Genomic DNA, 13,049 nt, shown 5'->3' with positions numbered 1-13,049 from the left:
AGTAAGCCATATGTCTCAATATAGTGATGTTACGAATCTGTTTTATAACGATGCGTAAATTCATTAAATAAGGCAGATATTTCTGACGCTTCTGAATCTTTGCTCGGCCGGGTAATACTCATTATTACTATAACCGCAGCAGAAACGATAAACCCTGGAATTATTTCATAAATATACGAAGATAAAGCAGCGCCACTTTCATCAATGGGCACAAAAATCCAAATTAGTACGGTAATAGTGCCCGCTAACATACCTGCAATTGCGCTTTCCTTAGTCATTTTGTCCCATAATAAAGAAATGATGACCAGCGGGCCAAAGGCTGCGCCAAATCCTGCCCAAGCATTGCTGACAAGCGATAAAATTGTTTTATTTTCGCCTAACGCCATTCCTATAGCGGCAGCGGCAACCACAATTACGCAAATACGACCGACCATAACTTGTTTACTGTCTGAGGCTTCTTTGTTAATAAAACAGGTGTACACGTCGCGGGTTAACGAGCTTGAGGTAACTAAAAGTTGAGAAGAGATGGTGCTCATAATAGCGGCCAATATTGCGGCTAATAAAAACCCACTAATAAGAGGGTTGAAGAGTAGCTGTGATAACACAATGAAAATTGTTTCTGGATCGTCAAGCGGTATACCTTGAGAGGTCATATAGGCCAGCCCAAAAATGCCGGTCATTGCTGCGCCAATAAGCGCCACGATCATCCAAGTCATGCCAATTCTTCTGGCTGCCGGTATCTGCTTTACGCTGCTTATGGCCATGAAACGTACAATAATATGCGGTTGGCCAAAGTAACCTAAGCCCCAAGACAATAAAGAAATTATTGCCACAAACCCTAAGGTTTCGCCGGTAGATGCATCAATCATTAATGACAGTAGATCAGGATTAATAATCGCTACGCTGTCGAGGGTTTGATTAATACCGCCTAGCTCAAATACAACGACACTGGGGACCAGCACTAGCGCGACAAACATAATGCAGCCTTGCACAAAGTCGGTAATAGATACGGCGGTAAAGCCGCCAAAAAAAGTATAGGTTACCACCACGCCAGCGGTAATAAATACTCCTAATTCAAAGCTTAAGCCAAATGACGATTCAAATAATTTGCCGCCTGCTACCACCCCAGACGATGTATATAAAGTGAAAAAGAGAATGATGACGATGGAAGCGATTACGCGCAGCATTCTTGTCTTATCTAAGAAACGATTTTCAAAATAATCTGGCAGAGTAATAGAGTCGTTAGCGACTTCGGTAAACACACGCAGGCGAGGTGCCACCACTAAATAATTAATCCATGCACCCAGCGTTAAACCAAATGCAATCCAAAGCGAAGAGGCGCCTGTTACATACATGGCGCCGGGTACACCCATTAACATCCAACCACTCATGTCAGAAGCACCTGCTGACAGCGCGGTGACTGGCGCGCTTAGTTTACGCCCGCCTAACATATATCCAGAAGCACTGTCTTCGTTGGTTTTAAAGGCGTAAAGACCTATGCCCAGCATTATCAAGAAATAAATTGCCAATGATATATACGTGCCAAATTCCATTAAGACGCCCTTTTTTTATTATTTTACTTAGCATTATGCTACGCGTAGTCTAACAGGATGCACGGAAAAAAAAGCTTATGTATACCAGAGCTATTTAGGGTAAAGCACTGAGCGCGCCGTTTCCTCATTATCTAAGGTAGCAAGTTTCTTGAATTGTGTTAAACGCTCAATAAAATTACGGTTGTCAATTGGTTCGGGGTGAGTTGAAAAACTGTTTGCTAACAGTTGGTTGTAGGTCTCAAGTGCACCAGAGCGCGGGTGCATTGCTAAACTGGCGCTAATTGAATAAAACTGCGTGGGGTATAGGGCCTGCAGCCAGCTTTCAAGTGCATCTGAAATGCCATGTGTATGGCCTTGCTCTAAACTTTGTTTAAGGCGCGTAAAAGCCTCTTGCTCTGGCAAAACAGATGGCGCAATATTTGTTTGGGCTGTTTTGGGGCTATGTCGCTTAGTCTTTGCCATTAGCCAAAAAATGTACAAAGCAATGAGGGTAAACACGTTAGTCGCTATTAATAAATAGTGCAGCCAGTTCATTGTGCTTGACTGCGGTGGAAGCGTAGGTAGAGCAGGCGACATATTTGGTGAAGTGGTTTGCTGCTGGCCTTTGAGCGGCGCAGTTTGCGCGGTTGCTGCGCCATTGTTGGGCTTGGCAACAACCTCAATTGAGCTAGCGGGCAGTGTCGCAAATTCGGTTGTGCCAGTATTTACATTAAACCAAGGGATGCGAACTTCGGGCAATATGAAATTTCCCGCTTCTTCTGGAATAATGGCGCTGTTAAATGTACCTTGCGCTATTAATTTGTCATTACGTTCAACCGAAGCAAGGCTAGGCTGTTCAGGGTAAACTTTAAAACTTGGGTGATAAGGCAAGTCGATGCCGGGCAACTGCTCTTTAGTTAGCCCAAGTGCGGTCAGGGTAATAGTGCGCGTGACGGGCTCACCTACCACAAAGGGTTGCGTTTCGCCTTGCCACTGCTGCGTAATTTCTACCAGTTCGCTGGGCAACCATGTTTCGCTGTAGTTGTCTGGAATAGGCTGCACGTTTATGTTGATGTCGGATGCGCGCCGAGAGATGGTTTTTGTACGTCCAAAATTAGCAAAACTGCGGCGAGAATTGGTCGGAACTTCGGCCTCAAATATGGGCCCATCAATAACATAGTTACCGCTTGCTTGAGGAATAATAGCGTATTTTCTTTCGATTATGCGATAGCGCACCCCTTCAATAATTTCTTGATAGTCGGTATCTTCGCCAATCTGTTCTATAATAGCGCCAGCTAAATTAGGCTGGGTAAGCTGGCCTCGCTGAATATCACGAACAAGGTGTATTTTGACCGTATATAAAATTTGCTGTTGTAAATATACTGACTGCGTGTCGATGCTAGAGGTCACGAAGAACTCTCTTGGCTGGCTGCTGCTAGCGCTGTCAACTGGCAGCACGTTTACTGTAAATTCGATGCTAGATTCATTGTCGACGGTAAAGCGTGGCACAGTGAAAGAACCAATTTGCTTGGGGTATAAATTGATTGTCCAAGTCACCGTGCGCGACATTGAGCCGTTGATTATTTGTGTAGACTGGCTAAACGAGGGCTGACTTACGTTAAAGTCTACTTGTAAGGGCCTGAAGTTGACCGCATCTCGATCTGCTGAGCCCTGCGCTGTTAGGGTCAATTGTATAGATTCATCGACCAAAATGGTGTTTCTATCCACGTTGGTAGTAAGCTGTGTAACCTTCGCGTATGCGGTGCTTACGTGCATGATTGCACCCAGTAATATACATACACTTAATAGCACGCTTACACGCAACACTGTTGACAAGGATGGTTTAACTATAGGCTGTATGCTCACTACCAGTTTTCCTGTATCGGAGGTGAAGGGTCATTTCTGCGTTTATAGGCTTCAAGCTGCATTTTTCGCATCAGCAAATACGCAGGGTCGTCGGGAATTTTATTTAAGATCATCTGCATTCTTTGTAACTCTTCTTTTTGCTCAGGCGTTAAATCATCGGTATTCACCTGATTAGAAATAGCCTCGGTTTGCGCTTGCTCGTTTCGCTGCGGCGCTTCATTGCTTTGCTGTTCAGCAGAAGCCTCATTTTCTTTTGACTGCTGCTCGGCTTGTGACTGCTGAGCATTTTGTTGCTCTTGCGTTTTTTGCTTTTGCGCTTCTTGCTTGAGCGACTCATCCGAGGGTTGCTGTTCTTCTTGCTGACCTTCGCGGTTTTCTTGCGCGCTGTTTCCATCAGACTGTTCGCTTGATGGGCTTTGTTGCTGCTGCGAACCGTCGGGCTGACTATCGGACGGCTGACTATCTTGAGACTGACTTTGCTGGTCTTGTGCATCTTGACCCTGCTGTTCATCACTATTTTTTTGCGATGAATCCTGATTCTGGTCTTGCTCGCCGTCTTGTTCGTCTTGTTCTTCCTGAGAGTCCTGTTGCTGTTGTTCTTGTTGCTGCTGCTCTAACAGTTCTTCTACAAGTTGCTTATTAGCCTTTGCATGTTGATGCTCTGGATTGCTCTTTAACACTTCATTATAAGCATTAAGGGCGTCTTCAAGCTTACCTTGCCTGGCTAAGGCATTGCCTTTATTGTAAACATTGTCCATTAATGCGCTTTGTGTCACTGAACCGCGTTGGATAAGTTGCTTATACAATGCTTCAGCGCGTTCGAAATCACCACTTTTATAAGCACTGGCCGCTAGCCAGGCGCTGTCTTCAAAAAGATTTTGCGCTTTGGCATAATCGTTTTCATCAAACGCTATTTTCCCTCTTTGGTCTGCATTTTTGAAGACCCTATCAAGTAAGTTTTCATTTGTGCGCGGCGAATTTTGGTTGATCTCTTGGTCGGCTATTACGTTTACTGTGTTGGGCAAAGGCTGAGACTGTACCGCGAAAACGCGCGGACTGCTGGTGCCTAAACCCAGCAAAAGACTACCTAAAATAGCGACGCTCAATACGCCTTTTCTGAAACTATAAGCCGCCACGGGCAACAATAGTAAAAGTAAATAAGGACCCATATCTTTGAAAGTGTCACCAGTGGCATTATCTACTTCTTTCGCTCGCTGCTGCTGGTCAAAAGCAACGTTGCGTTTAATTGCTTGAATATCGCTATCGTCGTTGGCAAACAAATGATATTTTCCATTTGTACCTGCCATGGCCTGATTCATGTAACGTGAATTAATGCTGGGTACTACAATTTTGCCTGTGAAGTCTTTTAACAATTGTCCGTCTTCCATTGGAATAGGCGCGCCTGCTTCGGTGCCTACTAGCAAGGCCGATACTTCAAACGGCGAGTCTATGATAAAATCTCTTATATCTCTAATTTCATCATAGCGGATGCCGTCGGTTACCCAATAAATTTGTCCCTGCTGATAGCCTGCGTCTTGCAGAAGCGAGGCTGAACGTAGCAAACCGGTTAGTGCTGAACTGCCTTTGATAGGCATTATTTCCGGCGTCAGCACCGGTATTAAGGTGGTAAGGTTATTGATATCATCGGTAAGTGGGCTCACCACAAAAGCGTCTCCGGCATAGGCTACTAAGCCGGTTTCCCCTTCTTTTACTTCATTGACTAAATCGATAGCTTTGAATCTGGCCCTGGTGAGCCTGTTTGGGGATAAATCGCTTGCGCGCATAGACATTGACATGTCCATTAAAATTACTTTACCGGCTTGTGTTTGGTAAACCATTTGGGGGAGCTTTTCCCATGTAGGGCCGGCTATAGCAATGACCGCTATTAATAAAGACGCCATGCTTAGGTGCACAAACTTATTTGATGCAACTGCGCTTTTGCGTACTATCATTTGCTGATAAAGGTGAGCTGGAATAAGCTGCTGCCACACGTTTTGGTCCTTGCCAAACCAAAGTTTTAAGGCGTAAATAATTAAAATCGCCAATAAAGCCCACAGCCATTCAGGACGAATAAATTGAAAGTTTTGAACGATATCATTCATCTGCAGCGGCCCTTGTTGAAGTGTTGCGGGGGCTTGAAGAAGTGTTTCTCACATTTCTAAACAGCATCAACAGCAGCGGCGTCAATGCAATAAAAGCTACGATGCCAACAGCTGCCGCCAGTGGATAATAAAACAGCTCTTCTCGTGGGCGCAGTGTTTGATCATTTCCTTTAACCGGCTCAAGTAAATCTAATATCGCGTATATTTGCGCAAGCTCTTGGGTACTTTTTGCTCGAAAATAATCACCGCCTGTTTCTTTTGCTATCTTTAATAGAGCGCGCTCGTCTAAGTCTGATGAAGGGTTTATGAGTCGCTGTCCAAACAGGCTATTTTGCACCTGTTGCTCCGAGCCCACGCCAATGGGATACACTGTGACTTGATTAGCCACGGCCAGCGCTAATGCTTGGTCAATACTAATATTGCCGGCGGTGTTGCGTCCGTCGGTGAGTAAAATCAATACCCGGTTAGATCGCTCTTTTTCGATAAAGCGTTTAACGGCTAAGCCAATGGCGTCGCCAATTGCGGTGCTGTCGCCCACTAAACCGATCATGCTTTCATCTAAAAATTGTTTTATTATGTTACGATCAAACGTTAACGGTGCCTGCAAGTAGGCGGTGTCACCAAATAGTATTAACCCAATGCGGTCACCTACTCGGCGTTCAATAAAATCATCCATTACCGACTTCACCATTTCTAGTCGGTCAACGCCTTGGCCATTTACCAGCATGTCTTTTTGACGCATGCTGGTAGACAAATCGACTGCTAACATTAAGTCCCGGCCTTCACTAGGTATAGCAATGGGATCGCCAAACCAAATAGGGCGAGCCGAGGCAAACACCAGTGCAATCCACGCAATGCTTAGTATTAATGCCCTCCCTATAGAGCTTCTGATTTTTTTATTTTGGCTTTGAGCAAGCTCTGTCACATGTGGAAAGTATAACGCGACCTGCGCATTTTTTTTCTTGGCAGGCAGCAAGTAGCGCAGCAGCAAGGGCAAAGGTAAAAGCGCCAATAGGGGCCACCAAACAAACTCAAACATGGCTGACCTCTTTTGCTGGCGATGGAGGTGAGGTTTTGGCGACGGCTGTATGTTTATTACTGGGCACTTTGCAAGGAAAGCTAGTGTCTACGAAGTCACGCATTGCCGTCAATATTACATCGTTTTGAGCCCTTACCACATTCTGCAGATCGTCTGCAGTCGCTTCTTTACTTGGCAACGCGGCTTCAAGGCTGGCAGGTGGCTTGGCATACATACGCGCTTGCAGCATTGAAATTGACCGTACTACCTCACTTGGATGATTGCCTTTATAAACCGACAGCAGTAAAGATTGCCACTCACTGCCATGCATTGTTTTGCTCGCTACGTGCGGCATATAATGCGCAAACAGTGTTTTTATTAGCACGTGTACCTTATGCGCAAAGTAAGGATCTAGCGTTTCTAAGCTATTTAATGCAGCCATGGTCCCACGTTTTTGTTTACGCGTGTTTTTGAAGCGTACAACGCTGATTATCGCAATCGCAAGTAGCAAGATTGCAAGCGCCAAGACTAGCCAATAACCCCATGCTAAAGGCCAAATCGATACGTTTTGTGGTGTGGTAATGTCGGCAAGTTGATCAAGTGGGTTCATCTAAACTCCCCCAGTATTAGTCCAGACTTACTCGCGCTAAGCTGTTGTTCAATAGGCTGCGCTGCGCTAATTTGTCGAAGCGGCAGGCCTAAGCTGTTTAAATTGGCTTTCAGTGCGTCAAACACGTCGCCGCGTATGCGCTTGTACTGTTCATTAATGCTGCTGTCTCCCAGCAGTATATGCTGCTCTTGTAGACCATTTGAGAGCAGCACGTCTTGCATGCTATTCACCGCAGGCAGAGCTTCTTCAATGGGGTCGAATATACGTAGTGGCCTTACTTCGCAGTGGCGCTTTATCTTGCCTAACACCGAAAAAGCACTGTTTGAAACGTTGATGAAATCAGAAATAACATATACCAGTGTACCGGGCCTGGCCAACATGGCTAGTTGATTCATATGCGTTGTACTTTGATCGGCTGTCTCGCGAGGTGACGCTGTCTTTTGTAGGGCAGGTTGTTTAGCGTTCGTATAGGTTTCAATGATTGCGTTGTTTTGTAGTTCAATTAGTTGATTAAGCATCGACAAAGCCTGCTTAGCCGTAGACTTTGGTTTACGTTCTATATCAATGTTATTTGATACTGCCATACAGCCAATTTTGTCTCCTCGCGATAGGGCACTAAAAGTGACTAGCGCGGCGGCATGCAATGCCTGCACTGATTTATACAAAAGCGAGGTGCCAAACTGCATTGACGACGACAAATCAATAAAAATGAGCACCGGACGTTCTCGCTCTTCGCGGTACAGTTTTGTATGTGTTTTGCCAGTGCGCGCAGTAACGCGCCAGTCTATGCTGCGAATATCATCGCCGGGTTGGTAATGACGGGCCTCGTCAAACTCCATTCCTCGGCCTTTAAAGCGTGAGGTGATTGTACCGGCCATACTGCTTTTTATGCTGCCGTTAGGCACTAAGTTGAGCTTGCGCGCAAGCGCACGGTAGCGAACAAGCTCTGCTAGCTCGCATGATACACCGTTTGATAAAAGCGATGCCAGGAGATCTTGCGTATTTACCATGTTAGTTAATTACTCGCTCAATAATTTTCAAGGTACAGGCACCATAGCCAAAATTTTCTCTATAACGTGGTTAGCGGTAATCCCTTGTGCTTGGGCATGATAACTATAAATAAGCCGGTGCCTAAGGACGTTAGGTAGTACGGTTTGAATGTCTTCAGGGCTCACAAAATCGCGTTGATGTAGCCATGCGTGCGCACGTGCGCAACGCTCAAGGGCAATAGTAGCGCGTGGACTTGCACCAATTTCTATCCACTGGGCTAAATCGGCATCGTATTTTTCAGGTTCGCGTGTTGCCATAATCAATTGCACCAAATAGGCTTCGGCAGCTTCTGACACATGTAATTTTAATATTTCAGTGCGCGCTTCGGCAATATTTTCTCGTGTAAGTTTGGCGTGATTGTCTAATGGACTGCGCTTTTCTAATGAATTAATCGCTTCACTACGCGTTAGGGCTAGAATTTTATGTTCGGTAGCCGCGTCGGGGTAGTCAATTTCAACATGCATTAAGAAACGGTCAAGCTGCGCTTCAGGCAATGGATAAGTGCCTTCTTGTTCTAAAGGATTTTGGGTTGCCATAACTAAAAATAAAGAAGGTAGCTTATAGGTGGTGCTGCCTACCGTAATTTGGCGCTCTGCCATAGCCTCTAGCAGCGCCGACTGCACTTTAGCGGGTGCGCGATTAATTTCATCAGCCAGCACTAAATTATGAAATAGCGGGCCTTTTTGAAACACAAACTCCCCCGTTTCTGGCCGATAAATATCGGTGCCGGTTAAATCGGCAGGCAATAAATCAGGGGTAAACTGAACGCGATGAAAGTTTGCGTCTATACCGTCAGAAAGCGCGTTAACTGCTCTGGTTTTTGCCAAGCCCGGTGGGCCCTCAACGAGCAAGTGGCCGTCGGCTAGCAAAGCAATCAAAATACTTTGCGTTAAGTGCCTTTGCCCCAAAACCTGTGAATCTAAATGCTCAAGTAAGGCAGTAAATTGATTATGCATGTTTATTTCCCAAAAAGAAGAATTTGCTGTTGCTATCAGATATCGGTCTTAGTGGCAACAATTCAAGTGGTTCTTTCATAGCGTTTTTCAAATAATTGCTATTTACCAAGATGTAAGTGGCTGAATTCTAATGAACCGCTATGAAAGTGGTGAAGGCAGGCCACGCTTGTCAAACACACCCTTTGTGACCTGACTGCACAACAAAAGTTTCATCAGCATTTGCTTAATTTAGACCGTAAGCATTGGTTTGCTATTTTGTGTGAATTTTGGAATAATAGCATCTGACGTAGTGGTCAGACCAGATTTATGGCAAAAGTTTCGCGCCTATTAATTTAAGTGCTATGCTCTTAGAAAGTATTCATCGACACGATTTTCTTAACCAAGGAAGCAATATGCCCAAAACACAAATGCTGAAAACCAGCGGCGGCGATCGCATCGCCATCGTTACTGGTTTACGTACCCCCTTTGCCAAAATGGCGAGTGATTTTAATGGGGTGCCTGCAGTTGATCTCGCCAAAGTAGTCGTCAACGAAATGATTATCCGGAATGACATAGACCCCGCTTTAATAGAGCAAGTCGTATATGGGCAAGTGGTGCAAATGCCGGCAGCGCCTAATATTGCGCGTGAAATTGTGTTGGGTACAGGTATGCGTGTGCAAACCGACGCTTACAGCGTATCAAGAGCATGTGCAACGAGCTTTCAGTCTACGGTGAATATTGCTGAATCTATGCTGGCAGGTAACATTGAAGTAGGTATCGCGGGGGGCGCCGATTCAACTTCTGTATCGCCAATTGGGGTGTCAAGAAATTTAGCGCAAGCTTTAGTTGATTTGCAAAAAGCCAAGACCATGGGCCAAAAGTTTTCAATATTTAAAAAGTTAGGGCTTAAAGATTTGATGCCGGTAGCCCCCGCCGTGGCTGAATATTCGACTGGTTTGTCGATGGGGCAAACCGCAGAGCAAATGGCAAAAACGCACAATATTGCGCGTGCCGATCAAGACGCACTTGCGCACCGCTCTCATACGCTTGCGGCTAGAAACTGGGAAAATGGCAATTTAAGCAATGAAGTCATGACTGCTTATGCCCAGCCCTACAAAAAGGCCTTTATACGCGACAACAATATTCGTTTTGACAGCGCATTAGATAGCTACGCTAAATTGCGTCCAGTATTTGATAAGAAGCACGGCAGCGTGACCGCCGCCACAGCAACACCGCTTACCGACGGTGCATCAGCCGTTGTTATGATGACTGAAAGCAAAGCAAAAGCACTCGGTTATAAGCCTATTGGGTATTTGAAAAGCTATGCTTTTGCTGCCATTGACGTATGGGAAGATATGCTAATGGGACCTTCTTATGCAACGCCTATTGCACTTGAACGTGCCGGCATGAATCTAAACGATTTAACGCTAATAGAAATGCATGAAGCTTTTGCAGCACAAACCTTAGCCAACATTAAAATGTTTGCCAGTGACAAGTTTGCTAAAGAAAAGCTGGGTCGTGAAAAAGCCACAGGTGAAATTGACATGGAAAAATTCAATGTAATGGGCAGTTCGCTTGCCTATGGTCATCCGTTCGCAGCAACCGGGACGCGTATGATTACTCAAATGCTAAATGAATTAAATCGCCGCGGCGGAGGTACAGGCTTACTAACAGCTTGTGCAGCCGGTGGACTAGGTGCAGCTATGATAGTGGAGACAGAATGATGAGTGCTTTTACTTTAGAAAAACGTGAAGACGGTATTGCCATTTTAACCATGGATGTGCCAGGCGAAAGCATGAATACCTTGAAAGGCGATTTTGGCGATGAAATAAGCGTCATTTTAGACCAAATAGAAAGCGATGCAGACATAAAAGGCGTGGTCATCACCAGCGGTAAAAAAGATTCTTTTGTGGCGGGCGCCGACATCAGCATGTTGTCCGCATGCGATACGGTCCAAGACGCGGAAACCTTATCTAGGCAAGGCCAGTTGATATTCGACCGCATTGAAAAAATCAGAAAAACATTTGTTGCTGCCATTCATGGTCCAGCCTTAGGCGGCGGCTTAGAGCTAGCACTTGCATGTGACTATCGTGTATGTACCGACAGTGATAAAACACAGCTTGGCCTGCCTGAAGTGCAATTAGGCTTATTGCCAGGCAGCGGCGGCACACAGCGTTTACCCGCGCTTATTGGCTTGCAGCAGGCAATGAAAATGATGCTAACGGGCAATTCTGTGCGCGCTTCCCAAGCCAAAAAGTACGGCATTGTGGATGATTGTGTGCCGGAGTCTATATTAATGGATGTGGCTGTAGGGCTTGCTGGCCAAGCGGTCAAAACGCGCACTGTGGCAAAATCCATGGTCAGCAAAGTTATTGAGAGCACTTCGTTTGGGCGTGGCATAATGTTCTCCAAAGCGCGTGAACAAACCATGGCGCAAACAAAAGGCAACTATCCAGCGCCTATGTACATAATTGATTGCATTGAGCTTGGCCTAAAAAACCGCGAAAAAGGCTATGCTACTGAAGCGAGCTTGTTTGGTAAGCTGGTGATGACACCTGAGTCGAAACAGCTTCGTGGCGTATTTTTTGCGACCACCGAAATGAAGAAAGAAAGCGGTGCGGACGGTCTTAAACCCAAGGTTATAAAAAAAATTGGTGTGTTAGGCGGCGGTCTTATGGGCGGCGGGATTGCATTTGTCAGTGCCACTAAAGCAAGCGTGCCCGTGCGTATAAAAGACATTAATGAACACGGTATTGCCAGTGCGATGAAGTATAGCTATGACATTTTAAATAAGAAAGTTAAAAAGCGCTTCATGCTGTTGTCACAAATGCAAAGACAAATGGCCAACATTACTGGGTGCTTAGATTACTCCGGCTATAAGTCAGTTGATATGGCAATAGAAGCGGTATTTGAGGATGTAAACTTGAAGCAGACGATGGTGGCAGAAATAGAAGAGCACTGCCACGAAAACACTATTTTTGCTTCAAACACCTCCTCAATTCCCATCGCCGATATTGCAGCAAAAGCCAAGCGACCTGAAAATGTGGTTGGCTTGCACTATTTTTCGCCGGTAGACAAAATGCCACTGGTAGAAGTAATAGGGCATGAAGGCACTTCGCCGCAAACCATAGCTACCACGGTAGGGTTTGCTAAACGTCAGGGCAAAACTCCCATTGTGGTAAAAGATGGTGCAGGCTTTTATGTAAATAGAATACTCGCCCCTTATATGAGTGAAGCCGGATTTTTGGCAATGGAAGGTCAGCCCATTAACGCGATAGACCAAGCGCTAGTTAAGTTTGGCTTTCCGGTAGGGCCCTTTAAACTGTTAGATGAGGTGGGTATTGATGTAGGTACCAAAATTATTCCTATACTGATGAATCAATTTGGTGAACGTTTTGCATCACCTGATGCATTTGAAAAGCTGCTTGAAAATGACAGAAAGGGCAAGAAAAACGGCTCTGGTTTTTACAAGTATTCGGGCAAAGCAAACAGCAAAGACAGCGGCAAGAAAGTGGACGAATCTTTCTACACACTCCTTGGCATAACGCCTGTCAGCAAATACACTGATTCAAGCGTGGCAGAGCGATGTCTATTATTAATGCTTAACGAAGCGGCTATGTGCCTAGAGGAAGGCGTTATTAGAAGTGCCCGCGACGGCGACATAGGCGCTATATTTGGTATTGGTTTCCCGCCGTTTAGAGGCGGTCCATTTAGGTATATGGATGAACTAGGCATAGATCACGTGGTGTCTAGATTAGAGCACTATGCAACAAGTTATAGTGAGAAATATACTCCTGCGGCGATACTGCTTGAAATGCGCGATGAGAAGCGTAATTTTTACTAATACCGTTATGCTTTGTCTTTATTGATTAAACGTTTTTAATACTTATATTGTGCGCTATTTTATAGATAGCGCATTTTTTTTACCGAAACATA

The 13,049-nt window shown here is 45.2% G+C and carries 9 protein-coding genes; 2 read left to right on the top strand and 7 right to left on the bottom strand.

The features are described 5' to 3' along the window. Positions 1 to 29: 29 nt before the first annotated feature. From putP to BAE46_RS09985, 7 genes are all read right to left on the bottom strand, one after another. On the bottom strand, positions 30 to 1,553 hold the full coding sequence (gene putP, locus BAE46_RS10015) for a sodium/proline symporter PutP (RefSeq protein ID WP_070112624.1): 1,524 nt from the start codon (positions 1,551 to 1,553) through the stop codon (positions 30 to 32). 90 nt (positions 1,554 to 1,643) lie between these two features. Continuing rightward, positions 1,644 to 3,308, bottom strand: coding sequence for a BatD family protein (locus tag BAE46_RS10010; RefSeq protein ID WP_141729337.1), 1,665 nt, complete (start codon positions 3,306 to 3,308; stop codon positions 1,644 to 1,646). A gap of 89 nt (positions 3,309 to 3,397) precedes the next feature. Then, positions 3,398 to 5,500, bottom strand: coding sequence for a VWA domain-containing protein (locus BAE46_RS10005; protein ID WP_070112620.1), 2,103 nt, complete (start codon positions 5,498 to 5,500; stop codon positions 3,398 to 3,400). After that, on the bottom strand, positions 5,493 to 6,539 hold the full coding sequence (locus BAE46_RS10000) for a VWA domain-containing protein (protein WP_070112618.1): 1,047 nt from the start codon (positions 6,537 to 6,539) through the stop codon (positions 5,493 to 5,495). The genes BAE46_RS10005 and BAE46_RS10000 overlap by 8 nt, the downstream gene beginning before the upstream one ends. Beyond that, positions 6,532 to 7,128 (bottom strand): DUF4381 domain-containing protein, encoded by a 597-nt coding sequence (locus tag BAE46_RS09995; RefSeq protein WP_006004968.1) that lies wholly within the window; start codon positions 7,126 to 7,128, stop codon positions 6,532 to 6,534. Before BAE46_RS09995 ends, BAE46_RS10000 begins: the two co-directional genes overlap by 8 nt. Next, a complete protein-coding gene (locus tag BAE46_RS09990) occupies positions 7,125 to 8,138 on the bottom strand; it encodes a DUF58 domain-containing protein (RefSeq protein WP_070112616.1) in 1,014 nt (337 codons plus the stop codon). The genes BAE46_RS09995 and BAE46_RS09990 overlap by 4 nt, the downstream gene beginning before the upstream one ends. Positions 8,139 to 8,165: 27 nt before the next feature. Continuing rightward, entirely contained in the window at positions 8,166 to 9,134 is a 969-nt protein-coding gene (locus BAE46_RS09985; protein ID WP_006004971.1) for an AAA family ATPase, read from the bottom strand. 392 nt (positions 9,135 to 9,526) lie between these two features. On the opposite strand from BAE46_RS09985, the gene fadI reads away from it, so the two are divergent. Then, positions 9,527 to 10,837 carry an acetyl-CoA C-acyltransferase FadI gene (gene fadI, locus BAE46_RS09980; protein WP_070112614.1) on the top strand — a complete coding sequence of 437 codons (1,311 nt, stop codon included), beginning with the start codon at positions 9,527 to 9,529 and terminating at the stop codon, positions 10,835 to 10,837. Further along, positions 10,834 to 12,957, top strand: coding sequence for a fatty acid oxidation complex subunit alpha FadJ (gene fadJ, locus BAE46_RS09975; protein WP_070112612.1), 2,124 nt, complete (start codon positions 10,834 to 10,836; stop codon positions 12,955 to 12,957). The genes fadI and fadJ overlap by 4 nt, the downstream gene beginning before the upstream one ends. Positions 12,958 to 13,049: the final 92 nt, after the last annotated feature.

Origin of the sequence: Glaciecola punicea, from assembly GCF_001756615.1 — a bacterium.
Lineage (GTDB): Bacteria > Pseudomonadota > Gammaproteobacteria > Enterobacterales > Alteromonadaceae > Glaciecola > Glaciecola punicea.
The sequence above is the reverse complement of the archived record's forward strand: the minus strand, read 5'-3'. Positions and strand labels throughout refer to the sequence as shown.

What these genes read in the sequence shown, in the direction of transcription:
- fadI (WP_070112614.1), top strand. Translation starts at nt 9,527, where the DNA reads ATGCCCAAAACACAAATGCTGAAAACCAGCGGCGGCGATCGCATCGCC.
- BAE46_RS09990 (WP_070112616.1), bottom strand. Translation starts at nt 8,138, where the DNA reads ATGGTAAATACGCAAGATCTCCTGGCATCGCTTTTATCAAACGGTGTA.
- BAE46_RS09995 (WP_006004968.1), bottom strand. Translation starts at nt 7,128, where the DNA reads ATGAACCCACTTGATCAACTTGCCGACATTACCACACCACAAAACGTA.
- BAE46_RS10000 (WP_070112618.1), bottom strand. Translation starts at nt 6,539, where the DNA reads ATGTTTGAGTTTGTTTGGTGGCCCCTATTGGCGCTTTTACCTTTGCCC.
- BAE46_RS10005 (WP_070112620.1), bottom strand. Translation starts at nt 5,500, where the DNA reads ATGAATGATATCGTTCAAAACTTTCAATTTATTCGTCCTGAATGGCTG.
- fadJ (WP_070112612.1), top strand. Translation starts at nt 10,834, where the DNA reads ATGATGAGTGCTTTTACTTTAGAAAAACGTGAAGACGGTATTGCCATT.
- BAE46_RS10010 (WP_141729337.1), bottom strand. Translation starts at nt 3,308, where the DNA reads ATGCACGTAAGCACCGCATACGCGAAGGTTACACAGCTTACTACCAAC.
- putP (WP_070112624.1), bottom strand. Translation starts at nt 1,553, where the DNA reads ATGGAATTTGGCACGTATATATCATTGGCAATTTATTTCTTGATAATG.
- BAE46_RS09985 (WP_006004971.1), bottom strand. Translation starts at nt 9,134, where the DNA reads ATGCATAATCAATTTACTGCCTTACTTGAGCATTTAGATTCACAGGTT.